The sequence below is a fragment of the Pseudomonas sp. PS01270 genome (genome assembly GCF_029959775.1).
In the GTDB taxonomy this organism is placed as follows: Bacteria; Pseudomonadota; Gammaproteobacteria; order Pseudomonadales; family Pseudomonadaceae; genus Aquipseudomonas; species Aquipseudomonas atacamensis.
Genome location: NZ_JASCPT010000012.1, coordinates 45,186 through 71,892 on the forward strand (window position 1 = coordinate 45,186; position 26,707 = coordinate 71,892).

At 60.8% G+C, this 26,707-nt stretch carries 34 protein-coding genes; 20 read left to right on the top strand and 14 right to left on the bottom strand.

All coding sequences use genetic code 11. From position 1 onward, the window contains the following. Positions 1 to 155 precede the first annotated feature (155 nt). Genes QMX86_RS06605 through pilG form a run of 3 tightly spaced genes read right to left on the bottom strand, consistent with a single transcriptional unit; the run spans position 156 to position 1,536 of the window. Complete coding sequence (locus tag QMX86_RS06605) at positions 156 to 695, bottom strand: chemotaxis protein CheW (RefSeq protein ID WP_122706773.1); 540 nt, start codon at positions 693 to 695, stop codon at positions 156 to 158. A 10-nt stretch (positions 696 to 705) separates the two neighbouring features. Continuing rightward, a complete protein-coding gene (gene pilH, locus QMX86_RS06610) occupies positions 706 to 1,071 on the bottom strand; it encodes a twitching motility response regulator PilH (protein ID WP_016772744.1) in 366 nt (121 codons plus the stop codon). 60 nt (positions 1,072 to 1,131) lie between these two features. Continuing rightward, positions 1,132 to 1,536 carry a twitching motility response regulator PilG gene (gene pilG, locus QMX86_RS06615; RefSeq protein WP_016772743.1) on the bottom strand — a complete coding sequence of 135 codons (405 nt, stop codon included), beginning with the start codon at positions 1,534 to 1,536 and terminating at the stop codon, positions 1,132 to 1,134. 225 nt (positions 1,537 to 1,761) lie between these two features. Between pilG and gshB the strand changes: the two genes are divergently transcribed. The 7 genes from gshB (at position 1,762) to QMX86_RS06650 (ending at position 7,954) form a co-directional block, all read left to right on the top strand. Continuing rightward, complete coding sequence (gene gshB / locus QMX86_RS06620; protein WP_243243035.1) at positions 1,762 to 2,733, top strand: glutathione synthase; 972 nt, start codon at positions 1,762 to 1,764, stop codon at positions 2,731 to 2,733. A gap of 107 nt (positions 2,734 to 2,840) precedes the next feature. Beyond that, positions 2,841 to 3,740: an energy transducer TonB gene (locus QMX86_RS06625; protein ID WP_024014654.1), complete on the top strand. Its 900-nt coding sequence runs from the start codon at positions 2,841 to 2,843 to the stop codon at positions 3,738 to 3,740. A 316-nt stretch (positions 3,741 to 4,056) separates the two neighbouring features. Then, positions 4,057 to 4,629 (top strand): YqgE/AlgH family protein, encoded by a 573-nt coding sequence (locus tag QMX86_RS06630; RefSeq protein ID WP_016772739.1) that lies wholly within the window; start codon positions 4,057 to 4,059, stop codon positions 4,627 to 4,629. Next, positions 4,629 to 5,066, top strand: coding sequence for a Holliday junction resolvase RuvX (gene ruvX / locus QMX86_RS06635; protein ID WP_282383846.1), 438 nt, complete (start codon positions 4,629 to 4,631; stop codon positions 5,064 to 5,066). The genes QMX86_RS06630 and ruvX overlap by 1 nt, the downstream gene beginning before the upstream one ends. Before the next feature lie 81 nt (positions 5,067 to 5,147). After that, a complete protein-coding gene (pyrR, locus tag QMX86_RS06640) occupies positions 5,148 to 5,654 on the top strand; it encodes a bifunctional pyr operon transcriptional regulator/uracil phosphoribosyltransferase PyrR (RefSeq protein ID WP_024014655.1) in 507 nt (168 codons plus the stop codon). Positions 5,655 to 5,681: 27 nt separating this feature from the next. Further along, a complete protein-coding gene (locus tag QMX86_RS06645; protein ID WP_016772736.1) occupies positions 5,682 to 6,686 on the top strand; it encodes an aspartate carbamoyltransferase catalytic subunit in 1,005 nt (334 codons plus the stop codon). After that, the gene (locus QMX86_RS06650; RefSeq protein WP_042606567.1) at positions 6,683 to 7,954 is read left to right on the top strand and encodes a dihydroorotase; all 1,272 of its coding nucleotides are present in this window, start codon (positions 6,683 to 6,685) and stop codon (positions 7,952 to 7,954) included. Before QMX86_RS06645 ends, QMX86_RS06650 begins: the two co-directional genes overlap by 4 nt. Positions 7,955 to 8,106: 152 nt before the next feature. Here the strand turns inward: QMX86_RS06650 and QMX86_RS06655 are convergent, their stop codons facing one another. Beyond that, positions 8,107 to 8,541 (bottom strand): TM2 domain-containing protein, encoded by a 435-nt coding sequence (locus QMX86_RS06655; RefSeq protein ID WP_016772734.1) that lies wholly within the window; start codon positions 8,539 to 8,541, stop codon positions 8,107 to 8,109. A gap of 248 nt (positions 8,542 to 8,789) precedes the next feature. On the opposite strand from QMX86_RS06655, the gene QMX86_RS06660 reads away from it, so the two are divergent. Continuing rightward, on the top strand, positions 8,790 to 9,407 hold the full coding sequence (locus tag QMX86_RS06660) for a C40 family peptidase (protein WP_243243037.1): 618 nt from the start codon (positions 8,790 to 8,792) through the stop codon (positions 9,405 to 9,407). A 125-nt stretch (positions 9,408 to 9,532) separates the two neighbouring features. Here QMX86_RS06660 and QMX86_RS06665 read toward each other — a convergent pair whose 3' ends face one another. Beyond that, complete coding sequence (locus QMX86_RS06665) at positions 9,533 to 10,567, bottom strand: type IV pilus twitching motility protein PilT (RefSeq protein WP_016772732.1); 1,035 nt, start codon at positions 10,565 to 10,567, stop codon at positions 9,533 to 9,535. 56 nt (positions 10,568 to 10,623) lie between these two features. Here QMX86_RS06665 and QMX86_RS06670 point away from each other — a divergent pair, with 56 nt between their 5' ends. From QMX86_RS06670 to QMX86_RS06715, 10 genes are all read left to right on the top strand, one after another. Then, positions 10,624 to 11,310: a YggS family pyridoxal phosphate-dependent enzyme gene (locus tag QMX86_RS06670; RefSeq protein ID WP_071172225.1), complete on the top strand. Its 687-nt coding sequence runs from the start codon at positions 10,624 to 10,626 to the stop codon at positions 11,308 to 11,310. A gap of 23 nt (positions 11,311 to 11,333) precedes the next feature. Continuing rightward, positions 11,334 to 12,152 carry a pyrroline-5-carboxylate reductase gene (gene proC / locus QMX86_RS06675; protein ID WP_282383838.1) on the top strand — a complete coding sequence of 273 codons (819 nt, stop codon included), beginning with the start codon at positions 11,334 to 11,336 and terminating at the stop codon, positions 12,150 to 12,152. Between the two features lie 11 nt (positions 12,153 to 12,163). Then, the gene (locus QMX86_RS06680; protein WP_016772729.1) at positions 12,164 to 12,754 is read left to right on the top strand and encodes a YggT family protein; all 591 of its coding nucleotides are present in this window, start codon (positions 12,164 to 12,166) and stop codon (positions 12,752 to 12,754) included. Positions 12,755 to 13,008: 254 nt separating this feature from the next. Further along, the gene (locus QMX86_RS06685) at positions 13,009 to 14,148 is read left to right on the top strand and encodes a homoserine O-acetyltransferase (RefSeq protein ID WP_024014658.1); all 1,140 of its coding nucleotides are present in this window, start codon (positions 13,009 to 13,011) and stop codon (positions 14,146 to 14,148) included. A gap of 7 nt (positions 14,149 to 14,155) precedes the next feature. After that, a complete protein-coding gene (metW, locus tag QMX86_RS06690) occupies positions 14,156 to 14,776 on the top strand; it encodes a methionine biosynthesis protein MetW (RefSeq protein ID WP_024014659.1) in 621 nt (206 codons plus the stop codon). Positions 14,777 to 14,802: 26 nt separating this feature from the next. Continuing rightward, positions 14,803 to 15,237, top strand: a complete 435-nt coding sequence (locus QMX86_RS06695) for a DUF4426 domain-containing protein (protein WP_071172222.1) — start codon at positions 14,803 to 14,805, stop codon at positions 15,235 to 15,237. Next, the gene (gene rdgB / locus QMX86_RS06700; protein WP_071172221.1) at positions 15,234 to 15,830 is read left to right on the top strand and encodes an RdgB/HAM1 family non-canonical purine NTP pyrophosphatase; all 597 of its coding nucleotides are present in this window, start codon (positions 15,234 to 15,236) and stop codon (positions 15,828 to 15,830) included. Before QMX86_RS06695 ends, rdgB begins: the two co-directional genes overlap by 4 nt. Further along, positions 15,827 to 17,032 (top strand): radical SAM family heme chaperone HemW, encoded by a 1,206-nt coding sequence (gene hemW / locus QMX86_RS06705; protein WP_071172220.1) that lies wholly within the window; start codon positions 15,827 to 15,829, stop codon positions 17,030 to 17,032. The genes rdgB and hemW overlap by 4 nt, the downstream gene beginning before the upstream one ends. A gap of 22 nt (positions 17,033 to 17,054) precedes the next feature. Further along, entirely contained in the window at positions 17,055 to 17,378 is a 324-nt protein-coding gene (locus QMX86_RS06710) for a DUF3392 domain-containing protein (protein WP_008083808.1), read from the top strand. 139 nt (positions 17,379 to 17,517) lie between these two features. After that, the gene (locus QMX86_RS06715) at positions 17,518 to 18,066 is read left to right on the top strand and encodes an RNA 2'-phosphotransferase (protein WP_016772723.1); all 549 of its coding nucleotides are present in this window, start codon (positions 17,518 to 17,520) and stop codon (positions 18,064 to 18,066) included. A 123-nt stretch (positions 18,067 to 18,189) separates the two neighbouring features. Here QMX86_RS06715 and QMX86_RS06720 read toward each other — a convergent pair whose 3' ends face one another. From QMX86_RS06720 to QMX86_RS06740, 5 genes are all read right to left on the bottom strand, one after another. Beyond that, positions 18,190 to 18,978, bottom strand: coding sequence for a hypothetical protein (locus QMX86_RS06720; RefSeq protein ID WP_122603377.1), 789 nt, complete (start codon positions 18,976 to 18,978; stop codon positions 18,190 to 18,192). A gap of 172 nt (positions 18,979 to 19,150) precedes the next feature. Further along, positions 19,151 to 19,876, bottom strand: a complete 726-nt coding sequence (trmB, locus tag QMX86_RS06725) for a tRNA (guanosine(46)-N7)-methyltransferase TrmB (RefSeq protein WP_016772721.1) — start codon at positions 19,874 to 19,876, stop codon at positions 19,151 to 19,153. Positions 19,877 to 19,885: 9 nt separating this feature from the next. Further along, positions 19,886 to 20,680, bottom strand: a complete 795-nt coding sequence (locus QMX86_RS06730; RefSeq protein ID WP_110644432.1) for a thiazole synthase — start codon at positions 20,678 to 20,680, stop codon at positions 19,886 to 19,888. Between the two features lie 60 nt (positions 20,681 to 20,740). Continuing rightward, complete coding sequence (gene thiS, locus QMX86_RS06735; protein WP_161984075.1) at positions 20,741 to 20,941, bottom strand: sulfur carrier protein ThiS; 201 nt, start codon at positions 20,939 to 20,941, stop codon at positions 20,741 to 20,743. 71 nt (positions 20,942 to 21,012) lie between these two features. After that, positions 21,013 to 21,393, bottom strand: a complete 381-nt coding sequence (locus QMX86_RS06740) for a DUF423 domain-containing protein (RefSeq protein ID WP_282383827.1) — start codon at positions 21,391 to 21,393, stop codon at positions 21,013 to 21,015. A gap of 74 nt (positions 21,394 to 21,467) precedes the next feature. Here QMX86_RS06740 and mtgA point away from each other — a divergent pair, with 74 nt between their 5' ends. Further along, the gene (gene mtgA / locus QMX86_RS06745; protein WP_282383825.1) at positions 21,468 to 22,190 is read left to right on the top strand and encodes a monofunctional biosynthetic peptidoglycan transglycosylase; all 723 of its coding nucleotides are present in this window, start codon (positions 21,468 to 21,470) and stop codon (positions 22,188 to 22,190) included. A 181-nt stretch (positions 22,191 to 22,371) separates the two neighbouring features. On the opposite strand, the gene rpoH is transcribed toward mtgA, so the two are convergent. The 4 genes from rpoH to ftsY all read right to left on the bottom strand — a co-directional run bounded on the left by rpoH (position 22,372) and on the right by ftsY (position 26,510). After that, positions 22,372 to 23,226: an RNA polymerase sigma factor RpoH gene (gene rpoH / locus QMX86_RS06750; RefSeq protein WP_016772717.1), complete on the bottom strand. Its 855-nt coding sequence runs from the start codon at positions 23,224 to 23,226 to the stop codon at positions 22,372 to 22,374. A gap of 115 nt (positions 23,227 to 23,341) precedes the next feature. Beyond that, positions 23,342 to 24,367 carry a permease-like cell division protein FtsX gene (gene ftsX, locus QMX86_RS06755; protein WP_073471030.1) on the bottom strand — a complete coding sequence of 342 codons (1,026 nt, stop codon included), beginning with the start codon at positions 24,365 to 24,367 and terminating at the stop codon, positions 23,342 to 23,344. Continuing rightward, positions 24,364 to 25,035 (bottom strand): cell division ATP-binding protein FtsE, encoded by a 672-nt coding sequence (gene ftsE, locus QMX86_RS06760; RefSeq protein ID WP_016772715.1) that lies wholly within the window; start codon positions 25,033 to 25,035, stop codon positions 24,364 to 24,366. Before ftsE ends, ftsX begins: the two co-directional genes overlap by 4 nt. Next, positions 25,032 to 26,510, bottom strand: coding sequence for a signal recognition particle-docking protein FtsY (ftsY, locus tag QMX86_RS06765; protein WP_282383821.1), 1,479 nt, complete (start codon positions 26,508 to 26,510; stop codon positions 25,032 to 25,034). Before ftsY ends, ftsE begins: the two co-directional genes overlap by 4 nt. Here ftsY and QMX86_RS06770 point away from each other — a divergent pair. Further along, positions 26,509 to 26,703 carry a hypothetical protein gene (locus tag QMX86_RS06770; RefSeq protein ID WP_056786354.1) on the top strand — a complete coding sequence of 65 codons (195 nt, stop codon included), beginning with the start codon at positions 26,509 to 26,511 and terminating at the stop codon, positions 26,701 to 26,703. The genes ftsY and QMX86_RS06770 overlap by 2 nt on opposite strands. The last annotated feature ends 4 nt before the right edge of the window (positions 26,704 to 26,707 follow it).

Genomic DNA, 26,707 nt, shown 5'->3' on the forward strand with positions numbered 1-26,707 from the left:
CAAAAACCTGCGTCGTATCGGCTACATCTCAAATACAGGTCTTGGGTCGGCTTCGCCAACCATCGGGGATAAATCCCCTCGCCACAGGTCTGTCTGACCCACAATTTTCCTGATCACATGGCCCATTCCGCCCAATGGGTTCTGTGTTGTTCCTGCTATAGAGCCACACCCATGAACACCGGAGACCTGGCCAGCGCGAACAGGCTGAACACCCGCCAGTTCTGTTCGCGGCGGAAATAGCCTTTGACGAATTCGGCCTTGGAGCCCTGGCGCTTGCTGATCGACAGCGGCTCGAAACTGCCCTGTTCGAAATGCTGCAAGCCGATGACTTCATCGACCATCACCCCGGCGAACACGTCTTCATGTTCCACCACCAATACCCGCCGCTGTTTGCGCAGCGGCGACAGTTCATGGCCGAAGAACCCGCACAGGTCCATGATCGGCAGCAGCCGCCCGCGCAGGTTAGCCACACCCTTGACCCACGGCTTGACCCCGGGCAACTGGGTGAAGCGCGGTTCATGCAGGACTTCGCTGACTTCGCCCATCGGCGCCACATACCAATGCTCGCCGAGGCGAAAGCCGATGCCGCTCCAGCGATCCGCGCGCGCCGCTTGCGACGGCAGATCCGCTGCCAGCAGGCGGCAGCGCTGGTCGATCTGCCAGAGCAGTTCGAACGCGGTCAGCGATTCGTTCATGATCGCGCGATCAGCCGTTGAGTACGTTGTTCAGGGTCTTGATCAGGGTGTCTTCGTCGACCGGTTTGGTCAGGTAATCCTTGGCGCCCTGGCGGGTGCCCCAGACCTTGTCGGTCTCCTGATCCTTGGTGGTGATGATGATCACCGGGATGTGCGCCGTGTCGGCATCCTTGGTCAACTGCCGGGTTGCCTGAAAACCGTTGAGGCCGGGCATGACGATGTCCATCAGCACCGCGTCGGGTTTTTCCTGACGGGCCAGGGCCACGCCGTCGGCGCCGTTCTCGGCCTTGAGCACTTCATGGCCGTGCTTTTCGAGCATGCCGGTGAGTTTGTACATTTCAGTCGGCGAATCATCGACGATCAGGATACGTGCCATGGTCTTCCCCATTTTTCTGGTCGACTGCCGGCCCGCTGGCCGAGCGTCACTGTGCGTGTCTTACTGCGGCAAAACGGCGGCGAAGCCCGGAACATGGGCCTGGATCGCGTTGAGCAGTTCTTCTTTGCTGAACGGTTTGGTCAGAAATTGATCAGAACCGACAATCCGCCCCTTGGCCTTGTCGAACAACCCGTCCCTGGATGAAAGCATGATCACCGGCGTCGCCTTGAAGGCGCTGTTGTTCTTGATCAGGGCGCAGGTCTGATAACCGTCCAGACGCGGCATCATGATGTCGACGAAGATGATCCCGGGATGGTGGTCGGCGATCTTCGCCAGCGCATCGAAACCGTCGATGGCGGTGATCACTTCGCAACCGACATTCTTCAACAATGTTTCGGCGGTGCGGCGAATCGTTTTCGAGTCGTCGATCACCATGACCTTCAAGGCGCTGGACTGCTGTTCCATAAGAGGGTTCTACCGTCGCCTTTGCGAATCAAATTGTCCGTTTTGCTGTGAATAATGGCCTGAAACCCTTGAAACCCATGGGGCGGCGCGATCTGCCAGCCTTTTTAGCACAGTCTCCAGATGCAATCTATCGACGGGTTTTTCCTTGACCCGAAACCCGCCCGGCGCCACTCTGGCGGCACTTTTTCAATACCGATCCGGTAGCCAAATTTCGAGGAAAACCCAATGAGCGTTCGCGTCGGGATTGTCATGGACCCTATCGCCAGCATCTCCTATAAAAAGGATAGCTCGCTGGCCATGCTGCTGGCCGCGCAGAAGCGTGGCTGGGAACTGTTCTACATGGAACAGAAAGACCTGTATCAGGCCGAAGGCCAGGCGCGGGCGCGGATGAGCCCGCTGAAAGTCTTCGCCAACCCGGACAAATGGTTCGAACTGGACGCCGAGCAGGACAAGCTGCTGAGCGACCTGGACGTGATCCTCATGCGCAAGGATCCGCCGTTCGACATGGAATTCGTCTATTCCACTTATCTGCTGGAACAGGCCGAAGCCGCCGGCGTGCTGGTGGTGAACAAGCCGCAGAGCCTGCGCGACTGCAATGAAAAGCTGTTCGCTACGCTGTTTCCGCAGTGCACGCCGCCGACCATCGTCAGCCGCCGCCCGGACGTATTGCGTCAGTTCGCCGACCATCACGGTGACGTGATCCTCAAGCCGCTGGACGGCATGGGCGGTTCGTCGATCTTCCGCCACACCGCCGGCCACCCGAACCTCTCGGTGATCCTCGAGACCCTGACCCTGCACGGCAAGCAGCAGATCATGATTCAGGGCTACCTGCCGGCGATCGTCGATGGCGACAAGCGCATCCTGATGATCGATGGCGAGCCGGTGGATTATTGCCTGGCGCGGATTCCAGCCATGGGCGAAACCCGTGGCAACCTGGCCGCCGGTGGCCGTGGCGAAGCACGTCCGCTGACCGAAAAGGATCGCTGGATCGCCGCCCAGGTCGGACCGACCCTGCGCGAGAAAGGCCTGCTGTTCGTCGGCCTCGACGTGATCGGCGAGCACCTGACCGAAATCAACGTCACCAGCCCGACCTGCATCCGCGAAATCGACAATGCGTTCGGCACTGATATCGGCGGCATGCTGATGGATGCGATCGATAAAAAGCTGCAAGCGGCCGGCAAAAAGCCACAAGCTTGATGTACGTCACATGCAGTCTGTCGCTTGAAGCGTGAAGCCCAAGGCGCGAAACCAACATTGCGTTATCATGCGCAGCCTCTGAAAAACGCGATGTTGGTTTTCTTGTCATGACCCTCCCGTCCGATCTGCCCGCTGAACTCGCCCATCGTGGCGTGCGCCCGGCCGATCGCCTCGGTTTTACCCTGTTTCTCGCGGCGCTGATTCACCTGGCGCTGCTGCTCGGCGTCGGTTTCACCATGGTCGAGCCGCAGCAGATCAGCAAAACCCTGGAAATCACCCTGGCCACCTTCAAGGCTGAGAAGAAGCCGGAAAAGGCAGATTTTCTCGCTCAGGAAAACCAGGAAGGCAGCGGCACGCTGGACAAGAAAGCCCTGCCCAAGACCACCGAAGTCGCGCCGTTCCAGGACAATCAGGTCAAAAAGGTCACCCCGCCGCCCGCCGCCAAGCCAGTGGTGCAGGAAGCCGCCCCGAAGGCAGCGGTGACCACCGTTGCGCCGAAACCGAAAAAGGCGCCGACCAAGAAAGAAGAAAGCAAAACCGAAGTCAAACCGACCGTCGACGCGCCAGCGTTCGACAGCTCGCAGCTGTCCAGCGACATCGCCAGCCTCGAAGCGGAACTGGCCAAGGAACAACAGCTGTACGCCAAACGCCCGCGCATCCACCGCTTGAGCGCGGCATCGACCATGCGCGACAAGGGCGCTTGGTACAAGGATGACTGGCGCAAGAAGGTCGAGCGCATCGGCAACCTCAACTACCCCGAAGAAGCCCGACGCAAGCAGATCTACGGCAATTTGCGCCTGATGGTCTCGATCAATCGCGACGGCTCGCTGTATGAAGTGCTGGTGCTGGAATCCTCCGGCCAGCCGCTGCTCGATCAGGCGGCGCAGCGCATCGTCCGCCTGGCCGCGCCGTTTGCACCGTTTACCGGTGATCTGTCGGACATCGACCGCCTGGAAATCATCCGCACCTGGAAATTTGCCCGGGGCGACAAGCTCTCCAGCAACTGAATATTTATGTGGCGAGGGATTTATCTGTGGCGAGGGGATTTATCCCCGCTCGGCTGCGCAGCAGCCGCAAAACCATTCCATACGGAGTGTCAGGCAGAACCTATCAAGCGATTCAGGGGCGCTTCGCGCCCCAACGGGGATACATCCCCTCGCCACAGATAAATCCCCTAACCACAGATAAATCCCCTAACCACAGATAAACTCCCTCACCACAGCAAATCCCCTCGCCACAAAAGCTCTGTTCCAATAATGGATCTGTGTTGTTGTCAGCATCTCCAGCTTGTCAGTTCGCCCCTCGAACGCCACACTAGCGCTCATGAAAAACGTCAGCCCCAGCTACCTCAAGCATCACTTCCTGATCGCCATGCCACACATGGCCGACCCGAACTTTGCCCACACCTTGACCTACATCGTCGAGCACACGGCCAATGGCGCGATGGGGCTGGTGGTCAACAGGCCGCAAGACTTGAACCTGGCCGACATCCTCGAACAGCTGCGCCCGGACATCGAGCCGCCGGCACGCTGCCAGGATGTGCCGATCTTCATCGGCGGGCCGGTGCAGACCGATCGCGGTTTTGTCCTGCACCCGGCGGGCCAGACCTTCCAGGCCACCGCGCAGCTGGACGGCGACCTGGCCCTGTCGACTTCGCAGGACGTGCTGTTTGCCATCGCTGACGGCGTCGGCCCCGCGCAGAGCCTGATTACCCTCGGTTACGCCGGTTGGGAAGCCGGGCAACTGGAAGCCGAACTGGCTGACAACGCCTGGCTGACCTGCCCGTTCAACGCCGACATCCTGTTCAACACCCGCAGCGAATTGCGCCTGGAAGCGGCAGCGCGGCACTTGGGCATCGACCTCAATCTGCTCACCAGCCAGGCGGGTCACGCCTGATGGCCCTGCGCCTGATTCTCGGCTTCGACTACGGCACCAAACAGATCGGCGTCGCGGTCGGCCAGGTCATCACCGGCCAGGCCCGCGAGCTGTGCACCCTCAAAGCACAGAATGGCGTGCCGAACTGGGATCAGGTCGAAGCGCTGATAAAAGAATGGAAACCCGACGCCGTGGTGGTCGGCCTGCCGCTGAACATGGACGGCACGCCCGGCGAGATGTGCGTGCGCGCGGAGAAATTCGCCCGCCGCCTCAACGGCCGCTACAACCTGCCCTTCTATACCCACGACGAACGCCTGACCACCTTCGAAGCCAAGGGCGAGCGACTGGTGCGTGGCGGGCAGAAAGGCAGTTACCGCGACAACCCGGTGGACGCCATCGCCGCTGCCCTGCTGCTGCAGGGCTGGCTCGATGAAAACACTGCATTGTTTGAATCCTGACAAGCGCTTCGGCGCTTTTCTTTTGGTTATAAACCGAGCTTCGTCCGGCAGGACGCAGCGCGGAATCACGAAGGAGCAACCATGAGCCTGCCCAATCCCGCCGATCTGATCAGCCAGATGGCGACCCGCCTCAAGGCGCACCTTGCCCAGCGTGACATCAGCGAACCGCGTTACATCGGCATTCGCACCGGCGGCATCTGGGTCGCGCAGGCGCTGCTCAAGGAACTGGCCAGCGATGCGCCACTGGGCACGCTGGATGTGTCCTTCTACCGCGACGACTTCAGCCAGAACGGCCTGCACCCGCAAGTGCGCCCGTCCGCCCTGCCCTTCGAGATCGAAGGCCAGCATCTGGTGCTGATCGACGACGTGCTGATGAGCGGTCGGACCATCCGCGCCGCCATGAATGAACTGTTCGATTACGGCCGCCCGGCCAGCGTCACCCTGGTCTGCCTGCTGGACCTGGACGCCGGCGAGCTGCCGATCCGCCCCAACGTGGTCGGCGCCACCCTGACCCTGGCCGGCAACCAGCGGGTCAAGTTGTCCGGCCCCGAGCCGCTGACGCTCGAACTGCAAGACGTCACCCTTTAATCCGCCCTATTGAGAGTCCCCCTCGCGATGACGCCTCTAGATACCAAGCGCCCGCTGCAGCTCAATGATCAGGGCCAGCTGCGCCACTTCCTCTCGCTCGACGGTTTGCGCCGCGAGTTGCTGACGGAAATCCTCGACACTGCCGACTCGTTCCTTGAAGTGGGTGCCCGGGCGGTGAAGAAAGTCCCGTTGCTGCGCGGCAAGACCGTGTGCAACGTATTCTTCGAAAACTCCACGCGCACCCGCACCACGTTTGAACTGGCGGCCCAACGGTTGTCGGCGGACGTGATCACCCTGAACGTGTCGACATCGTCGGCGAGCAAGGGCGAAACGCTGCTCGATACCCTGCGCAACCTTGAAGCGATGGCCGCCGACATGTTTGTCGTGCGTCACGGCGACTCGGGCGCGGCGCATTTCATCGCCGAACATGTCTGCCCGCAGGTGGCGATCATCAACGGCGGCGACGGCCGGCATGCGCACCCGACCCAGGGCATGCTCGACATGCTCACCATCCGTCGGCACAAGGGCGGTTTCGAAAACCTTTCGGTGGCGATCGTCGGCGACATCCTGCATTCGCGGGTGGCGCGCTCGAACATGCTCGCGCTGAAAACCCTCGGCTGCCCGGATATCCGCGTGATCGCGCCGAAAACCCTGCTGCCGATCGGCATCGAGCAATACGGCGTCAAGGTCTACACCGACATGGCTGAAGGCCTGAAAGACGTCGACGTGGTGATCATGCTGCGCCTGCAGCGCGAGCGCATGACCGGCGGACTGCTGCCCAGCGAAGGCGAGTTCTATCGCCTGTTCGGCCTGACCACCGCACGTCTGGCCGGGGCCAAACCCGATTGCATCGTCATGCACCCGGGGCCGATCAACCGTGGCGTGGAGATCGAGTCGGCGGTGGCCGACGGCCCGCACTCGGTGATCCTCAATCAAGTGACCTACGGCATCGCGATTCGTATGGCCGTGCTGTCCATGGCCATGAGCGGGCAGACTGCGCAACGTCAATTCGAGCAGGAGAACGCCCAGTGAAGCTCAGCATTCTCGGCGCACGCGTTATCGATCCCAGCAGCGGCCTGGATCAAATCACCGACATCCACGTTGAAGCCTGCAAGATCGTCGCCCTCGGCGCCGCGCCGGCCGGTTTCAGCGCAGTGGAAACCATCGATGCCCAAGGTCTGGTCGCCGCGCCTGGCCTGGTCGACCTCAACGTTGCCCTGCGCGAGCCGGGCTACAGCCGCAAAGGCTCGATCGTCAGCGAAACCCGCGCCGCCGCTGCCGGTGGCGTGACCAGCCTGTGCTGCCCGCCGAAGACCAGACCGGTGCTCGACACATCCGCCGTCGCCGAATTGATCCTCGACCGCGCCCGCGAGGCCGGTAACACCAAGGTGTTCCCGATTGGCGCGCTGAGCAAAGGTCTTGATGGCGAGCAATTGGCCGAACTGGTCGCGCTGCGCGACGCCGGTTGCGTGGCGTTCGGCAACGGTCTGGAGAGCTTCCGCAACAGCCGCACCCTGTGCCGGGCGCTGGAATACGCGGCGACGTTCGACCTGACGGTGATCTTCAACTCGCAGGATCACGATCTGGCCGAGGGCGGTCTCGCTCACGAAGGCGCGGTCGCCAGTTTCCTCGGCCTGCCGGGCATCCCGGAAACCGCCGAAACCGTGGCGCTGGCTCGCGATCTGCTGCTGGTCGAGCAGACCGGCGTGCGTGCGCACTTCAGCCAATTGACCAGTGCGCGCGGTGTTGCCCTGATTGCCCAGGCGCAGGCCCGTGGCTTGAAGGTAACGGCGGATGTTGCGTTGTATCAGCTGATACTGACTGACGAAGCGCTGATCGACTTCAACAGCCTCTACCACGTGCAACCGCCGCTGCGCACCCGCGCCGACCGCGATGGCCTGCGTGAGGCAGTGAAGTCCGGGGTGGTTTCAGCGATCTCCAGCCATCACCAGCCCCACGAGCGCGACGCCAAACTGGCACCGTTCGGCGCCACCGAGCCGGGCATCAGCAGTGTTGAGTTGCTGCTGCCGCTGGCGATGACGCTGGTCGAGGATGGTTTGCTCGACTTGCCGACGCTGCTGGCACGTCTCAGCGCAGGCCCGGCCGAAGCCCTGCGCCTGCCGGCGGGCAAACTGGCGGTAGGCGGCGCGGCGGATATCGTCCTGTTCGATCCGAAAGCTTCGACGGTGGCCGGTGAACACTGGCTGTCGAAGGGCGAGAACTGCCCGTTCATCGGGCACAGTCTGCCGGGCGTGGTGCGCTATACGCTGGTGGATGGGCGGATTACCCACCAGGCATGACCTGCTGCTGAGGGAGATTGTGGCGAGGAGATTTATCCCCGTTCGGCTGCGTAGCAGTCGCGAAGGCATTGCACGCGGTGGAACAAATCCACCGCGTTCTCGGATTCAGGACCGCTTCGCGGCCCAACGGGGATAAATCCCCTCGCCACTACTTACTGGAAGGCGCCGCGATTCTGCGCGTTGCGCACCGACACCTGATCGTTCAGGGTCCAGAAGTCATACAGCACGCCAATAAAGAACAACCCGCCGGTCAGCAGATATAGCAGGCCGCTGATCCATTTGCCCTGATACATCCGGTGCACGCCGAACACACCGAGGAAAGTCAGCAGAATCCACGCGACGTTGTACTCGATCGGCCCGGCAGCAAAGCGCAAATCCGCTTCGCGATCCATCGCCGGGATCAGAAACAGGTCGATCAGCCAGCCAATCCCCAGCAAACCGAAGGTGAAGAACCAGATCGTCCCGGTCACCGGTTTGCCGTAGTAAAAGCGGTGCGCGCCAGTGAATCCGAAAATCCACAGCAGGTAGCCGATGACTTTGCTGTGAGTGTCTTTTTCTTTCACGCGGGGGAGCTGATAGCTGTTCATTAAGACCTCATTGCACTCGATAGATAAATATTCTTCATTTCTTTGTGACTTTTTTACAGGTGGCCGACGTATGGCAAATGTTACCGTTGCTAGCGCGAAACCCTTGCAGAACCTGACTTCTGTCGGACAATTGCGTACTTTTTGAGCGTTTTTGGTTCCGTAGCCAGCCGAATGAATCGATGAACGGCCTCGGAACGGCAAAAAAAGCTGTTATAAAGTTGCGCGCTATCACTTATGAGCCACGCCTAATGCGACCATTTTTCAAGACATGGCTGACTATTTGCCTATTAATGCCACTGGCCGCCCACGCCACCAATCGTGAGCAACGTCTTCCCAACGTCAACGGCTTCACCCCTAAATCCCATGCTTCGGCTCCATCGAGCAAAAGCAGCAAGAGCAAGACCACCACGCTGAGCAGCAAGAGCCGCAGCAAGCTGGTGCCACCAATGGCGAGCAAAGAAAGCAGCAATGTGCTGAGCCGTGCGGTAAACGTCCTCGGTACACCTTATCGTTGGGGCGGCAGCAGCCCAAGTAAAGGCTTCGATTGCAGCGGTCTGGTGAAATATGCGTTCAACGACGCTACTTTCGACCTGCCACGCACCTCCAACGCCATGGCCAGCGGTCACGGCGAGAAAGTCGAGCGCAAGGATCTGAAGCCGGGCGATCTGATTTTCTTCAACATCAAGAGCCGTCGGGTCAACCACGTTGCCATCTACCTGGGCAACGACCGCTTCATCCACGCCCCGCGCCGGGGCAAAGCGGTGAGCATCGACACGCTGAACAAGCCGTACTGGCAAAAGCATTACGTCGTGGCCAAGCGCGTACTGCCGAAAGAACAACAGCAGATGCGCGTAGTCCAGCGCTAACACCATACCGATCGTTCCCACGCTCCACGTGGGAATGACTCAATGGACGCTCCGCGTCCGCTTCGGCAGGGACGCAGAGCGTCCCGGGCTGCATTCCCACGCAGAGCGTGGGAACGATCACTCCCTCAAAAATTATCCGGCGTACGCGCTTTCTCGCGTGCATGCTCGCGGCTGATCAAGCCCTTGGTCACCAGATCCTTCAGGCACATATCGAGTGTCTGCATCCCCAACGACCCACCGGTCTGAATCGCTGAATACATCTGCGCCACCTTGTCCTCGCGAATGAGGTTACGGATCGCCGATGTCCCGAGCATGATTTCATGCGCCGCCACCCGCCCGCCGCCGATCTTCTTGATCAACGTCTGCGACACCACCGCGAGCAACGACTCTGACAGCATCGAACGCACCATCGATTTCTCGTCGCCGGGAAACACGTCGACCACGCGGTCGATGGTCTTCGCCGCCGAGGTCGTGTGCAGCGTGCCGAACACCAGATGCCCGGTCTCGGCGGCGGTCAGCGCCAGGCGAATGGTTTCCAGATCACGCATCTCGCCGACCAGAATCACGTCCGGGTCTTCACGCAGCGCCGAGCGCAGTGCGGTGGCGAAGCTGCGCGTATCGCGATGGACTTCGCGCTGATTGATCAGGCATTTGCGCGATTCATGGACGAACTCGATGGGGTCTTCGATGGTGAGAATGTGGTGATGGCGATGGGTGTTGAGGTAATCGATCATCGCCGCCAGCGTGGTCGATTTGCCGGAGCCGGTCGGCCCGGTGACCAGGACCAGCCCGCGCGGCGCATCGGTGATCTTGCGGAAAACATCGCCCATGGCGAGGTCTTCCATGCTCAGCACTTTCGACGGAATGGTGCGGAACACCGCGCCGGCACCACGATTCTGGTTAAAGGCGTTGACCCGAAAGCGCGCCACGCCGGGTACATCGAAGGAAAAATCCGTTTCCAGATTTTTCTCGAATTCGATGCGCTGGGTGTCGTTCATGATGTCGTAGATCAGATCGTGCACTTGCTTGTGATCCAGCGCCGGCAGATTAATCCGTCGCACGTCGCCATCGACACGGATCATCGGCGGCAGGCCGGCCGACAGGTGCAGGTCGGAAGCGCCCTGTTTGGCGCTGAAGGCCAGCAGTTCAGTGATATCCATAGCGTCCCTCAATTCCAGTAGAATGCCGCGAACCTACAGACCGCCGGCGCCTCTTGATGTCCACGATAGCAGACAACATCCTTCAGGTTAGTTCGCGCATCCAGGCAGCGGCCAAAGCCGCGCACCGCGACGAAAACAGCATCCATTTGCTCGCCGTGAGCAAGACCAAACCCGCCCAGGCCCTGCGGGAGGCCTACGCCGCCGGCCTGCGCGACTTCGGCGAGAACTACTTGCAGGAAGCCTTGGGCAAACAGCTGGAGCTGGCCGACCTGCCCTTGATCTGGCACTTCATCGGCCCCATTCAATCGAACAAGACTCGCGCGATTGCCGAGCATTTCGACTGGGTGCACTCCGTGGATCGTCTGAAAATTGCCCAACGCCTGTCCGAACAACGCCCGGCCGAACTGCCGCCACTGAACATCTGCATTCAGGTCAATGTCAGCGGCGAGGCGAGCAAATCCGGTTGCACCCCGGCCGATCTGCCAGCGCTGGCCGAGGCCATCAGCGCGTTGCCCCGTTTGAAACTGCGCGGACTGATGGCGATTCCCGAGCCGACCGAGGAGCGCGCCGAACAGGACGCTGCCTTCGCCGCCGTGCAGACATTGCAGGCGAGCCTCGCTCTGCCGCTCGACACACTGTCCATGGGCATGAGCCACGACCTCGAGTCGGCCATCGCCCAAGGCGCCACCTGGGTGCGGATCGGTACCGCGCTGTTTGGCGCCAGAGATTATTCCCAGTCTTGAACGTTTCCAGATAAGGACCACACATGAGCAACACACGTATTGCGTTTATCGGTGCGGGCAACATGGCGGCCAGTCTGATTGGCGGCTTGCGCGCCAAAGGTCTGGAAGCGGCGCAGATCCGCGCCAGTGATCCGGGCGAAGACACCCGTGCCAAGGTCAGCGCCGAACACGGCATCGAAACCTTCGCTGACAACGCCCAGGCCATCGACAGCGTCGATGTCATCGTGCTGGCGGTCAAGCCACAGGCGATGAAAGCCGTGTGCGAGGCGATTCGCCCGAGCCTCAAGCCTAATCAACTGGTGGTGTCGATCGCCGCTGGCATCACCTGCGCGAGCATGACCGCGTGGCTCGGCGAACAACCGATCGTGCGCTGCATGCCGAACACTCCGGCGCTGCTGCGTCTGGGTGTCAGCGGTCTGTACGCGACCAGCGAAGTGAGCGCCGAGCAGCGCCAGCAAGCCGAAGAGCTGCTGTCCGCCGTCGGCATCGCCCTGTGGCTGGAAGAAGAACAGCAACTGGACGCAGTCACCGCAGTGTCCGGCTCCGGCCCGGCGTACTTCTTCCTGCTGATCGAAGCGATGACCGCCGCCGGCGTCAAACTTGGCCTGCCAAAAGAGATCGCTGAGCAACTGACCGTGCAGACTGCTCTGGGCGCCGCGCACATGGCGGTATCCAGCGATGTCGACGCCGCCGAACTGCGTCGCCGCGTGACCTCGCCGAATGGCACCACGGAAGCTGCGATCAAATCATTCCAGGCTGGCGGCTTCGAAGCGCTGGTTGAAACCGCACTCGGCGCCGCCGCGCACCGCTCGGCCGAAATGGCCGAACAACTGGGCAAATAAAGGAGCCTTACATGATCGGATTGAACACCGCAGCGGTTTACGTGCTGCAAACCCTCGGCAGCCTGTACCTGCTGATCGTGCTGCTGCGCTTCGTCCTGCAACTGGTGCGGGCGAACTTCTACAACCCGCTGTGCCAGTTCGTGGTCAAGGCCACCCAGCCGCTGCTCAAGCCTTTGCGCCGGATCATCCCGAGCCTGTTCGGCCTCGACATGTCGTCGCTGGTGCTGGCGATTCTGGTGCAACTGCTGCTGATGGCGCTGACCCTGCTGCTGACCTACGGCACCACTGGCAACCCGCTGCAACTGGTGATCTGGTCGCTGATCGGCGTCACTGCGCTGTTCCTGAAGATCTTCTTCTTCGCCCTGATCATCAGCGTGATCCTGTCGTGGGTTGCACCGGGTAGCCACAATCCGGGCGCCGAATTGGTCAACCAGATCTGTGAGCCGGCGCTGGCACCGTTCCGCCGCTTCCTGCCGAACCTCGGCGGCCTGGACCTGTCGCCGATCTTCGCCTTCCTTGCGCTGAAATTGATCGACATGCTGGTGATCAACAATCTGGCGGCGATGACGATGATGCCGGAGATTCTGCGTTTGCTGATGTGAGGTGAGAGGGATCGGCGCTCGGCTTGATATGGCGTCGTCTGCGCCCCTCACCCCAGCCCTCTCCCAAGGGGGAGGGAGCCGATTTGTGTTGAGCTCAAGATTGGAGTTCGACTCGCAATTATCAGGTCGGCGCAGTTCGACAGAACACCTTGGTCAGTCCCCTCTCCCTCTGGGAGAGGGTTAGGGTGAGGGCTGCTTGCCGCTAACCCCCCCGGTCTTTAGACTTACGCCTCATTTCAACGAGAGCAGGGTCGATGCCAACTGCCTTTCCCGCCGATTCTGTTGGTCTGGTAACGCCGCAAACCGCGCATTTCAGCGAACCGCTGACGCTGGCCTGTGGGCGTTCGCTGGCCGCTTATGACCTGATTTATGAAACCTACGGCACGCTGAACGCCCAGGCGAGCAACGCCGTGCTGATCTGCCACGCGCTGTCCGGTCATCATCACGCCGCTGGTTATCACAGCGTCGACGACCGCAAGCCCGGTTGGTGGGACAGCTGCATCGGCCCCGGCAAGCCGATCGACACCAACAAATTCTTCGTCGTCAGCTTGAACAACCTCGGCGGCTGCAACGGTTCCACCGGCCCGAGCAGTATCAACCCGGAAACCGGCAAGCCGTTCGGCGCCGATTTCCCGGTGCTCACCGTGGAAGACTGGGTGCACAGCCAGGCGCGTCTGGCTGACCTGCTCGGCATCGGCCAGTGGGCAGCGGTGATCGGCGGCAGCCTCGGCGGCATGCAAGCCCTGCAATGGACCATCACCTACCCGGATCGCGTGCGGCACTGCCTGGCGATCGCCTCGGCGCCTAAATTGTCGGCGCAGAACATCGCCTTCAACGAAGTCGCGCGTCAGGCGATCCTCACCGATCCGGAATTCCACGGCGGCTCGTTCCAGGAAGCCGGCGTGATCCCCAAGCGCGGGCTGATGCTGGCGCGCATGGTCGGCCACATTACCTATCTGTCCGACGACTCCATGGGTGAGAAATTCGGCCGTGGCCTGAAGAGCGAAAAGCTCAACTACGACTTCCACAGTGTCGAGTTCCAGGTCGAAAGCTACCTGCGTTATCAGGGCGAAGAGTTCTCCGGGCGCTTCGACGCCAATACCTATCTGCTGATGACCAAGGCGCTGGATTACTTCGATCCGGCGGCGAACTTCGACGATGACCTGGCGAAAACCTTCGAAAACGCCACAGCCAAATTCTGCGTGATGTCGTTCACCACCGACTGGCGCTTCTCCCCGGCGCGCTCGCGGGAACTGGTGGATGCGCTGATGGCCGCGCGCAAGGACGTCAGCTATCTGGAAATCGATGCGCCGCAAGGCCACGACGCCTTCCTGATTCCGATCCCGCGTTACTTGCAGGCGTTCGGCAATTACATGAACCGCATTTCGTTGTGAGAAAGCCATGAGAGCTGATCTGGAAATCATCCAGGAATGGATCCCCGCCGGCAGCCGCGTCCTCGACCTGGGTTGCGGTGACGGCGAGCTGCTGACCTGGCTGCGCGACAACAAGAACGTCACCGGTTATGGCCTGGAAAACGACGCCGACAATATTGCCGAGTGCGTGGCCAAGGGCATTAATGTCATCGAGCAGGATCTGGACAAGGGCCTGGGCAACTTCGCCAGCAACAGTTTCGACATCGTCGTCATGACCCAGGCCCTGCAAGCGGTGCATTACCCGGACAAGATCCTCGACGAAATGCTCCGGGTCGGCCGGCAGTGCATCATCACTTTCCCCAATTTCGGCCACTGGCGCTGCCGCTGGTATCTGGCGAGCAAGGGCCGCATGCCGGTCTCGGAATTCCTGCCCTACACCTGGTACAACACGCCGAACATCCACTTCTGCACCTTCGAGGATTTCGAAGAACTGTGCCGCGAACGTGATGCGAAGGTCATTGATCGGCTTGCCGTGGATCAACAGCACCGGCACGGGTGGGCCAGTAAGCTATGGCCTAATCTGTTAGGTGAAATCGGTATCTACCGCGTCAGCAGTCCGCAGTTGGCGGACCACCGAGTCGCGGTCTGAGCCTGGGCATTTGAAGGAGCACGAACATGAGTCGTCTAGCGTTGCTGTTACTCACCGCCTGCCTGAGCGCCAGCGCCGTGGCGGCGGACGTCATCAAAGGTGAACGCAAGGAAACCTTCGGCGACATCACGGTGCACTACAACACTTTCAACTCGACGTTCCTGCAACCGGACATCGCCAAGGCTGCCGAGCTGATCCGCAGCAAGAACCAGGGCGTGATCAACGTCTCGGTGGTCAAGGACGGCAAACCGGTGATCGCCAGCGTCACCGGCACGATCAAGGACCTGACCAGCAACAGCGTGGCGCTGAAATTCCGCCAGGTCACCGAACAGGGCGCAATCTACTACATCGCCCAGTACCCGGTGCCGCAGCAGGAAACCCGCACCTTTGAAATCAAGGTGCAGAACGGCGACAAGATCAACACCATCAATTTCAACCAAGAACTCTTTCCCGGCGAATGATGAACTTCAAGCAGCTCGTACTGGCCAGCCATAACGCCGGCAAACTCAAAGAACTCCAGGCCATGCTCGGCGACTCGGTGCAACTGCGCTCGATTGGCGAGTGGAGCAAGGTCGAACCGGAAGAAACCGGCCTGTCGTTTGTCGAAAACGCGATCCTCAAGGCCCGCAATGCCGCGCGCATTTCCGGGCTGCCGGCACTGGCCGACGACTCCGGGCTGGCAGTGGATTTCCTTGGCGGTGCGCCGGGCATCTATTCGGCGCGTTATGCCGACGGCCAGGGCGATGCGGCGAACAACGCCAAACTGCTCGATGCACTGAAGGGCGTGCCGCAAGCAGAGCGCGGCGCGCAGTTCGTCTGCGTGCTGGCACTGGTGCGCCACGCCGATGATCCGCTGCCGATTCTCTGCGAAGGCCTGTGGCCCGGGCGCATTCTCACCGCTGCCAGCGGCGAGCACGGCTTCGGTTATGACCCACTGTTCTGGGTGCCGGAGCGCGACTGCTCCAGCGCCGAACTGAGCCCGGCCGACAAGAACCAGATCAGCCACCGCGCCCGTGCAATGGATCTGCTGCGCCAGCGTCTGGGCTTGAAATGACCACTGATTCTTCCGCGTCGTCGCTGATCATCGGCGGCGCCGCGTCCTCGCCTCGGGCACCGCTGCCAACCCTGCCGCCCCTGGCGCTGTACATCCACATCCCGTGGTGTGTACGCAAATGCCCGTATTGCGATTTCAACTCGCACACCGCCAGTCCGGTGCTGCCGGAGCAGGAATACGTCGACGCGCTGCTGGCCGATCTCGATCAGGATCTGCATGCGGTGTATGGCCGTGAGCTGACTTCGATTTTCTTCGGTGGCGGAACGCCGAGCCTGTTCAGCGCCGAAGCCCTCGGGGGGTTGTTGAAGGGCGTCGAACAGCGCATCCCGTTCGCCGCCGACATCGAAATCACCCTTGAGGCCAATCCGGGCACCTTCGAGCAAGAGAAGTTTGTTGCTTATCGCAAGCTGGGGATCAATCGCCTGTCGATCGGTATCCAGAGTTTCCAGCAGGAAAAGCTTGAGGCCCTCGGCCGCATCCACAACGGTGACGAAGCCGTGCGTGCGGCAGGCATGGCGCGGCAGGCCGGGTTCGATAACTTCAACCTGGACTTGATGCACGGTTTGCCCGATCAGTCGCTGGACGATGCCTTGAGCGATCTGCGCCAGGCCATTGCGCTGAAACCGACGCACATTTCCTGGTATCAGCTGACGCTGGAGCCGAACACGGTGTTCTGGAACCAGCCGCCAGTGCTGCCCGAAGACGACACCCTGTGGGATATTCAGGAAGCCGGCCAGGCGCTGCTGGCCGAGCACGGTTACGCGCAGTACGAAGTGTCGGCGTATGCCCAGGCCGGTCGCCCGGCGCGGCACAACCTCAATTACTGGAGTTTTGGCGACTTCATCGGCATCGGCGCCGGCGCCCATGGCAAGCTGAGTCACCCGGACGGGCGCATCGTGCGCACATGGAAAACCCGCCTGCCGAAGGACTATCTGAACCCGGCGAAAAGCTTTCAGGCCGGCGAGAAATCGCTGAGCAATGACGAGATGCCGTTCGAGTTCCTGATGAACGCCCTGCGCCTGACTGCCGGGGTCGAATCGCGCCTGTATCCGGAGCGCACCGGCCTGTCGCTGGAGACCCTCGCCGAAGGCCGGCGCCAGGCCGAACAAAGCGGCCTGTTGCAGGTCGAACCGTCACGCCTGGCGGCGACCGAACGCGGCCAGCTGTTCCTCAACGACTTGCTGCAACAATTTCTGAACTGACTTCAGCTCAAAGGGAAAACGCATGGACTTGATACTCGACCTGCTGGCCACCGTCTCCCGCTGGAGCCGCAGCAATCTCTCGGAAATCGCTCTGGCGCTGGTCGGTTGCCTGCTGGTGCTGTTCGGCGCTGACTTCAAAGGCTGGGTCGAGCAACGCCTGGGCAGCATCGCCGGCGCCCTGCGCGTGCCCCTGATGGCCCTGCTCTGCCTGATCGGCAGCGGCGCCGCGCTGATCTACGCCACGCCGTGGGTGATCAAAGGCCTGAGCCAGTTCAACAACTACAGCCTGGCGCCGGTGCTGTTGGTGGTACTGGTACTGATCGGCGTCGTCGCCGACCGCCGCTGAACCCGCAAACACCCCAAAACGAAATGTGGGAGCGAGCCAGCTCGCGAAGGCGTCATGACATCCAACATCATCGTTGATTGTCAGACCGCTTTCGCGAGCAGGCTCGCTCCCACAGTTGATCGAAATGAAAGGGAAGTTCATGAGTAAAAAACTACTGGATGAGACGAGCAAATTTCTCAGCTTCGTGTTGCGTCACCAGCCTCAAGCGATTGGTCTTACGCTGGATTCGGATGGCTGGGCAAATATCGACGCACTGATTCATGGTGCTGCGCGTGACGGTCGCAATCTCGATCGCGATTTGATTGAAACAGTGGTGGCAAGTAGCGACAAAAAGCGTTTTGCGATTTCCACTGACGGCTTGTGCATCCGCGCTGTTCAGGGCCATTCGACGAAGACTGTCGAGTTGCAGTTCGACGAGAAACACCCACCGCAAACGCTGTATCACGGCACAGCGACGCGTTTTCTCGATTCGATCAATGAACAAGGTCTAATCCCTGGATCACGCCATCATGTGCATCTTTCGGAAGAGATCGTCACTGCCACTTCCGTAGGTCAACGCTACGGCAGCGTAGTGGTCCTCGCAGTCGCGGCGCAGCAGATGCAGGAAGGAGGCTTCAAGTTCTATCAGGCCGAAAACGGCGTGTGGCTGACAGACCACGTACCTGCGCGCTTCATGACAAAACTGTAAATCCGAGATACTCACAACTACTGTAGGAGTGAGCCTGCTCGCGATAGCTGTTTGACACTCAACATCCACGCCGACTGACACACCTCTTCGCGAGCAGGCTCGCTCCCACTATCGGGCCATGGTTCAATGATTCTTCGATAAGCGGCTCTGCGCCTGCAGGATCGCCTTAAGGCCAACGGAATCTTTGCAGCCCAGCGCTATCGCTTTATCGAAGTGTTCGATATTCCCGCTGTCGCGCAGATCGCTGCCATTCACACGAGTCAACGCGAGTATGTAGTAGGCCTCAGCCCGGAACTGGTCTTCGGACAATACCAGGCCAGCTGCGCGGGCTCGCATGGCGGCCATCGGCCCGACCCTGCCGGCAGGCGCCCCGTTTTCTTCAAAACACAGCGAACGTTTGGCCTGCAACGGATAGTCGTCAGCCTGCGTATCAGGCTTGAGCAGCAACTGCTCGAGAGACTGCAAGAATTTCAAATGATCAGGATTTTGCGCATCAAATCGTTCATACGCCTTGTCGCACAAATGGTAATAGCCCACCGCAGCCGCTAACAATCCATCATCCATGGCCTGCTGATAAAGACCACAGGTCTGTAAGCGCGTCTGCTCGGAAAACATCGGGTTGTCCTGCAGGCTGGCCAGAAAATAGGTGGCCAGCGTGTGCCCGCCGTCCGACGCATGCTTGAGGTTATCCACAAGAGCCTCGAGATCACCCTCGGCAACGCGCAACTGTTCAGGGGTGTATTGCACGCTTTCCCCGGCGGCCTCACGCTTGATCCGGTCATTAGCGTCGCGCTCGATCTTTGCCGCCGTTCTCTGCGCACTCGCGAAGTATTCCTCGGGGCTGACTACCCGTTCGCACGCTGCGCAAAACAGCAGACCCAGAACTACGGTGCAGGCAAAAATGGCTTTCAAGATTTGTCTTCCTTTACAAATGGGGCCTCGAGCTATCGGCGGATCATGGCCAAACTTGAGCGAACCCCAGAAACAACTGTAGGAGCTGCGGCACGCTGCAACCTTTGATCCTCAAAATCAAGATCAAAAGATCGCAGCGCGCCGCAGCTCCTACCGGGGTGTTGCGTGATGCTTAAGACAGTTTTTCGAACTTCAGATCCCACACGCCATGGCCAAGACGTTCGCCGCGGCGTTCGAACTTGGTGATCGGGCGTTCGGCCGGGCGTGGGACGCATTTGCCGTCTTCGGCAAGGTTGCGGTAGCCGGGGGCGACGTTCATCACTTCCAGCATGTACTCGGCGTACGGTTCCCAGTCGGTGGCCATGTGCAGAATGCCGCCAACCTTCAACTTGCTACGCACCAGTTCGGCGAACGAGGCCTGGACGATGCGGCGCTTGTGGTGGCGGCTCTTGTGCCACGGATCCGGGAAAAACAGCATCAGGCGATCAAGGCTGTTGTCGGCGATGCAGCGGTTGAGCACTTCGATCGCGTCGCAATCGTAGACCCGCAGGTTGGTCAGCCCTTGGGTCAGCACGCCATTGAGCAGCGCGCCGACACCCGGACGGTGCACTTCAACACCGATGAAATCCTGCTCTGGAGCAGCAGCGGCCATTTCCAGCAGCGAGTGGCCCATGCCGAAACCGATTTCCAGCGAGCGCGGCGCCGAGCGGCCGAACACCTGGTCGTAATCGACCGGCGCATCGGCCAGCGGCAGCACGTACAGCGGCGCGCCCTGGTCCAGGCCGCGTTGCTGGCCTTCGGTCATGCGCCCGGCGCGCATCACGAAGCTCTTGATGCGACGGTGTTGGCGCTCGTCGCCTTCGTCCGGCTGGACAGGCGTGTCGTTCGATTCAGTCATCAATGGCTCTTACTTGATCAGACCATCCAGCGGCGAAGAGGCGCTGGCATAGAGTTTTTTCGGCATGCGGCCGGCGAGGTACGCCAGGCGACCAGCGACGATGGCGTGCTGCATGGCTTGCGCCATCATCACCGGTTGCTGGGCGTGGGCGATGGCCGAGTTCATCAGTACGGCGTCGCAACCCAGTTCCATGGCGATGGTCGCGTCGGAAGCGGTACCGACACCGGCATCCACCAGCACCGGGATCTTGGCTTCTTCGAGGATGATCTGCAGGTTGTACGGATTGCAGATGCCCAGACCGGAGCCGATCAGACCGGCCAGCGGCATCACGGCGATGCAGCCGATTTCCGCCAGTTGCCGGGCGATGATCGGGTCATCGCTGGTGTAGACCATCACGTCGAAGCCTTCCTTGACCAGGGTTTCGGCGGCCTTGAGGGTTTCGATCACGTTGGGGAACAGGGTTTTCTGGTCGGCCAGCACTTCCAGCTTCACCAGATTGTGGCCGTCGAGCAGCTCACGCGCCAGGCGGCAGGTGCGCACGGCTTCGATGGCGTCATAGCAACCGGCAGTGTTCGGCAGGAAGGTGTAGCGCTCCGGCGACAGCACTTCAAGGAGGTTCGGCTCGCCTTCGATCTGGCCCAGGTTGGTGCGGCGTACGGCGAAGGTGACGATCTCGGCACCCGAGGCTTCGATGGCCTGGCGGGTTTCTTCCATGTCACGGTACTTGCCGGTACCGACCAGCAAACGCGACTGGTAAGTACGACCGGCCAGCACAAAAGGCTTGTCGCTACGAACAATGCTCATGGGGAATCCTCTTTAAGGGTGAGGGTCTTGCAGATTCTGTGCCCTTGCGGGCCGGGACAATCAGCCGCCGCCGATGGCGTGGACCACTTCGACGTTGTCGCCGTCGTTCAACGTGGTATCGGCATGCTGGCTGCGCGGGACGATGTCCAGATTGAGCTCTACGGCCACACGGCGCCCGGTCAGCTCCAGACGAGTGATCAGGCCCGCAACGGTTTCACCGTCGGGCAATTCAAAGGACTCACCGTTCAACTGAATGCGCATGCACAACGCCGCCATCATTTTTAGGGGCTGGCATTCTAGCCCGATCATGACCTAAAGGTCAGTACCAAGCGTCAAGCGGTTAGCTGCAAGCGCCAGGCGGCGAGGCCGAGGCAAACCCAACCGGTGAGAAACGCGAGGCCACCAAACGGCGTGATGATGCCGAGTTTGCTGATGCCGGTCATGGTCAGCAGATACAGGCTGCCGGAGAACAACACAATGCCGACGGTGAAGGACAGGCCGGCCCAAGTAATCAGGCGCCCCTGAATCTGCGTGGCCAGCAGCGCAACGCCGAACAGCGCGAGTGTGTGCACCAGTTGGTAGGTGACGCCGGTGTGGAAAATCGTCAGGTATTCCGGCGTCAGACAGTTTTTCAGGCCGTGGGCGGCAAACGCACCGAGCGCAACACCGGTGAATCCGAAAAAAGCGGCCAGCATCAAAAAGCCACGCAGCATGGGGAACTCCAGTCAGACGCCATCGGCAGGGTCTGTATAATGGCCCGCTCCACGGGTTCGGCCAAGCCATCTCTATGCTGCGTTCAATTTTCCGTCGTCTCACGAAGGCTCTGCTCTGGTTCGCCGGCGGCAGCGTCTTGCTGGTGCTGGTGTTCCGCTTCGTGCCACCGCCGGGTACGGCGTTGATGGTCGAGCGCAAGGTCGAATCCTGGGTCGACGGCGAGCCGATTGATCTGCAGCGCACCTGGAAACCTTGGGGCGAAATCTCCGATGACCTGAAAGTGGCGGTAATTGCTGGCGAAGACCAGAAATTCCCCGAGCACTGGGGCTTCGATCTGCGCGCGATTCAGGCCGCTCTGGCCCACAACGAACTGGGCGGTTCGATTCGCGGCGCCAGCACCTTGAGCCAGCAGGTGTCGAAAAACCTCTTTCTCTGGTCCGGCCGCAGCTATCTGCGCAAAGGCCTGGAAGCGTGGTTTACCGCGCTGATCGAGGTGTTCTGGCCCAAGCAGCGGATTCTTGAGGTGTACCTGAACAGCGTCGAGTGGGATGACGGCGTGTTTGGCGCTGAAGCGGCGGCCCGCCACCACTTTGGCGTGAGCGCGAAGTCATTGTCGCGCCAGCAGGCGAGTTATCTGGCCGCCGTACTGCCCAACCCACGGGTGTGGAGCGCGAGTCATCCGACCGGTTATGTATCGCGACGTGCCGGGTGGATTCGGCAGCAGATGAGTCAGTTGGGCGGGGACAGTTATTTGCTGGGGCTGAATGATTCGCGGCGGACGCCTTGGGCTGAATAACACCGAAATTCCAATGTGGGAGCGAGCCTGCTCGCGAATGCGGTGGATCATTCAGCAGTGGCGGTGACTGACACTCCGCTTTCGCGAGCAAGCTCGCTCCCACATGGGTTTTGCGTGAAGCCAGAAATGAAAACGCCCCGATCATCGCTGATCGGGGCGTTTCTTGTTGCGGATTCGCCGGTTACGCGGCGATCGACAACTTGAGCTTGTTCATCGCGCTCTTTTCGAGCTGACGGATTCGCTCGGCCGACACGTTGTACTTCTGCGCCAGATCGTGCAGCGTGGCTTTTTCTTCTGCCAGCCAGCGCTGGTAGAGGATGTCACGGCTACGCTCGTCCAGCACTTCCAGTGCTTCGTGCAGGTTGGTGTTCGAGTTGTCGCTCCAGTCGGCATCTTCCAGTTGACGCGCCGGGTCGTACCGGTGGTCTTCCAGGTAGTTGGCCGGAGACTGGAAAGCGCTGTCGTCGTCGGCTTCAGCAGCCGGGTCGAAGGCCATGTCGTGGCCGGTCAGGCGGCTTTCCATCTCGCGCACTTCACGTGGTTCGACGCCAAGGCTTTCCGCCACACGGTGGACTTCCTCGTTGTTCAGCCACGCCAGACGCTTCTTCTGGCTGCGCAGGTTGAAGAACAGCTTGCGCTGAGCCTTGGTGGTCGCGACTTTCACAATGCGCCAGTTGCGCAGGATGAACTCGTGAATTTCCGCCTTGATCCAGTGCACGGCGAACGACACCAGACGCACACCCATTTCCGGGTTGAAGCGCTTGACGGCCTTCATCAGGCCGACGTTGCCTTCCTGGATCAGGTCAGCCTGAGCCAGACCGTAGCCGGAATAGCTACGGGCAATGTGTACGACAAAACGCAGGTGGGCGAGCACCATCTGCCGAGCCGCCCCCAAATCCTGCTCATAGTAGAGACTCTCGGCCAGTTCACGCTCCTGCTCCGGCGTCAGCAATGGAATGCTGTTGACGGTGTGCACATAGGCTTCCAGGTTCGCACCCGGAACCAGCGCATACGCAGGTTGCAAAGAATTGGTCATACGAAAAAACCTCCCACTCACATACTCGTGCCTCTCGGCACTGCGAAAAATTGACCGGGAACTCAGGTACAAGTTCCCATAAAAACCGCAAGGTCAATCACGCGCAAAAAAGATTCTACTTCGGCGCCAGCTCCCTGAGATGACGTGCGACTGCAATCCATGCACCGATATAACCCAACAGCACCGCGCCAAGCAAGAGCGACAGACCGTCGGCCACTGGCACGCCGGCCAGGGCGAAATCACTGCCGTACAAACCGGCCAGTCCGACCACCGCATCGTTCAGCCAGTTGAGGCCAAACGCCAATACACCCCAGGACAACAGCCCTGCACCGAAGCCATACAACGCGCCCATATACAGGAAAGGGCGGCGCACATAACTGTCAGTGCCGCCGACGAGTTTAATCACTTCTATCTCGGTGCGGCGGTTTTCAATATGAAGACGAATGGTATTGCCTATCACCAAAAGTAATGCAGACACCAACAACACCGTCAGACCGAAGACAAAGCGGTCGCCAAGCTTGAGGATGGCGGCCAGACGCTCGACCCAGACTAGATCAAGTTGCGCCTGTTGTACCTTCGGCAGCTCGGAAAGTTTTTGTCTTAATGCTTCGAGTGTCGGCTTGTCGACTTCGTTCGGTGTCACCAGCACCACACCAGGCAAAGGGTTCTCGGGCAGCTCACGCAGGGCTTCACCCAGGCCGGACTGCTGCTGGAACTCTTCCAGCGCCTGATCGCGGCCGACATATTCGGCATCAGCGACGCCGGGCATGCCTTTGATCTGCTCACGCAGTGCTTCACCCTGCTCCGGGCTGGCGTCGAGTTGCAGGTACAGGGAAATCTGCGCCGCGCGCTGCCAGGAACCGCCAAGACGCTCGACATTGTTGAGCAACAGCGACAATCCCATCGGCAGACTCAACGCCACGGCCATCACCATGCAGGTGAAGAAGCTGCCGATCGGCTGCTTGCCGAGGCGGCGCAGGCTGTCGAGAAGGCTGGCGCGATGGCTTTCGATCCAGGCGCGAAACAGCGTGGCGAAGTCCGGGCCGTCGTCATCGTCGTGCTTTTTCTTTTTCTGCGGTTGCGGATCGGCGGCCTTCGGGGCCACGCGCTCGGAAACCTTCGGACTGCGTGTCGCACTCATACCCCGGCCTCCCCGTCGCCGATCAGGCGGCCGCGTTGCAGGGTCAGCATGCGATGACGCATGCGCGCGATCAGTGCCAGGTCGTGACTGGCGATCAGCACGCTGGTGCCCAAACGGTTGATGTCTTCGAACACGCCCATGATCTCCGCCGCCAGACGCGGGTCGAGGTTACCGGTCGGTTCGTCCGCCAGCAGCAAGGCCGGGCGGTGGACGATGGCGCGGGCAATGCCGACGCGCTGCTGCTGACCGGTGGACAGATCGCCCGGATACAGATCGGATTTGTCCGACAGTGCCACGCGCTCCAGCGCCGAATCGACGCGCTTGGCGATCTCGACCTTGGACAGGCCGAGGATCTGCAGCGGCAAGGCGACGTTGTTGAACACCGTACGATCGAACAGCAACTGGTGATTCTGGAACACCACGCCGATCTGTCGGCGCAGGAACGGAATCTGCGCGTTGCTGATGGTGCTCAGGTCCTGCCCGGCGAGCAGCAGTTTGCCGCTGGTCGGCCGTTCCATTGCCAGCAACAGGCGCAACAGCGTGGATTTACCGGCACCGGAGTGACCGGTGACAAACAAGAACTCGCCACGACGGACTCGAAAGCTCAGCTCATGCAAGCCGACGTGACCGTTCGGGTAGCGTTTACCGACCTGTTCGAAACGAATCATGAACGCTCCCGCTCGGCAAACAGTGCCTGGACAAAGGGTTCGGCTTCAAAGGTGCGCAAATCGTCGATGCCTTCACCGACGCCGATGTAGCGGATCGGCAGGCCGAACTGCTTGGCCAGGGCGAAAATCACCCCGCCCTTGGCGGTGCCGTCGAGTTTGGTCAGGGCCAGGCCGGTCAGTTCGACGGTCTGGTTGAACTGCTTGGCCTGGTTGATCGCGTTCTGGCCAGTGCCGGCGTCGAGCACCAGCAGCACTTCGTGCGGCGCGTCGGCGTCGAGCTTGCCGATCACCCGGCGAACCTTTTTCAGCTCTTCCATCAGGTTGTCTTTGGTATGCAGGCGACCGGCGGTGTCAGCAATCAGCACATCGATGCCACGGGCCTTGGCCGCTTGCACGGCGTCGAAGATCACCGAAGCGGAATCGGCGCCGGTGTGCTGGGCAATCACCGGAATCTTGTTGCGCTCGCCCCAGACCTGCAATTGCTCCACGGCAGCGGCGCGGAAGGTGTCGCCGGCCGCCAGCATGACTTTCTTGCCTTCGAGTTGCAGCTTCTTCGCCAGTTTGCCGATGGTGGTGGTTTTGCCGGCGCCGTTGACGCCGACCACCAGAATCACGAAAGGCTTGTTCTGCGAGGCGATTTTCAGTGGCTGTTCAACTGGTTTGAGCATCGCTGCCAATTCGGCCTGCAGAGATTTGTACAGGGCGTCGGCGTCTGCCAGTTCCTTGCGTGCGACCTTCTGGGTCAGGCGCTGGATGATCTGCGTAGTGGCTTCAACGCCGACGTCGGCGGTGAGCAGTCGGGTTTCGAGGTCATCGAGCAGGTCATCATCGATGGTCTTGCGCCCGAGGAACAGGCTGGCCATGCCCTCACCGATGCTGGCGCTGGTCTTCGACAGGCCTTGCTTGAGGCGGGCGAAGAAACCGGCTTTGGTTTCTTCGGTGCGCGGGGTTTCGACTGGCGCTTCTACAGGGACTTCGACCGGAGCGACCGGAGCGACAACCGGCGCAGCGGCAATCGGCGCAGGCTCGGACGGCGGAACAACCGGGGCGGCTGGTTCAGAAATGATCGGCGCTGGCTCGACAACCGGCTCAGGCACAGGCTGCGCCGCAACCTCGGCAACCGGCGCAGGAATCACTGGCGTCACATGCGGCGCTGCTTCTTCAACCAGCGCGACCGGCTCTTCTGCCACCGGCAAGGTCAGCCACGGCTCGGCGGCGGGCGTCAGCGGCAGTTCGGGAGCGGCGGGCGCTTCCGGCTCGGCTTCAGCCTCCGGTTGCAGCACCGGCTCGGCGATCGGCAGCACAATCGGCGCCGGCTCTTCTTCTATTACAGGTGCTAGCGCGGGGGCCGGCTCAGGAATCGCGGGCGGCTGTTCGACGACGGGTTCCTGCGGTTTCTTCCGCAGCCATCCGAACAGGCTTTTCTTCTCGCCAGCCGCAGCTGGGCTCTTCTTGTCGTCGTTGGAACCAAACATGGAGGACGGCTATCTCACGGTAGCGACGCGCCAACAGGGCGCCCCGGCAAATAAATATTCGATGCAGAACAGACTGTGTTTCACCCAGCTTGTTCACGCGCAACATTTTGTCGAAGCGCCGAAGGCACCTCAAACTTCAATTAACACGAAGGACTGGAGCGGCATCGTCGGCGAAAACGCGCAGTTCAGATGAAAAA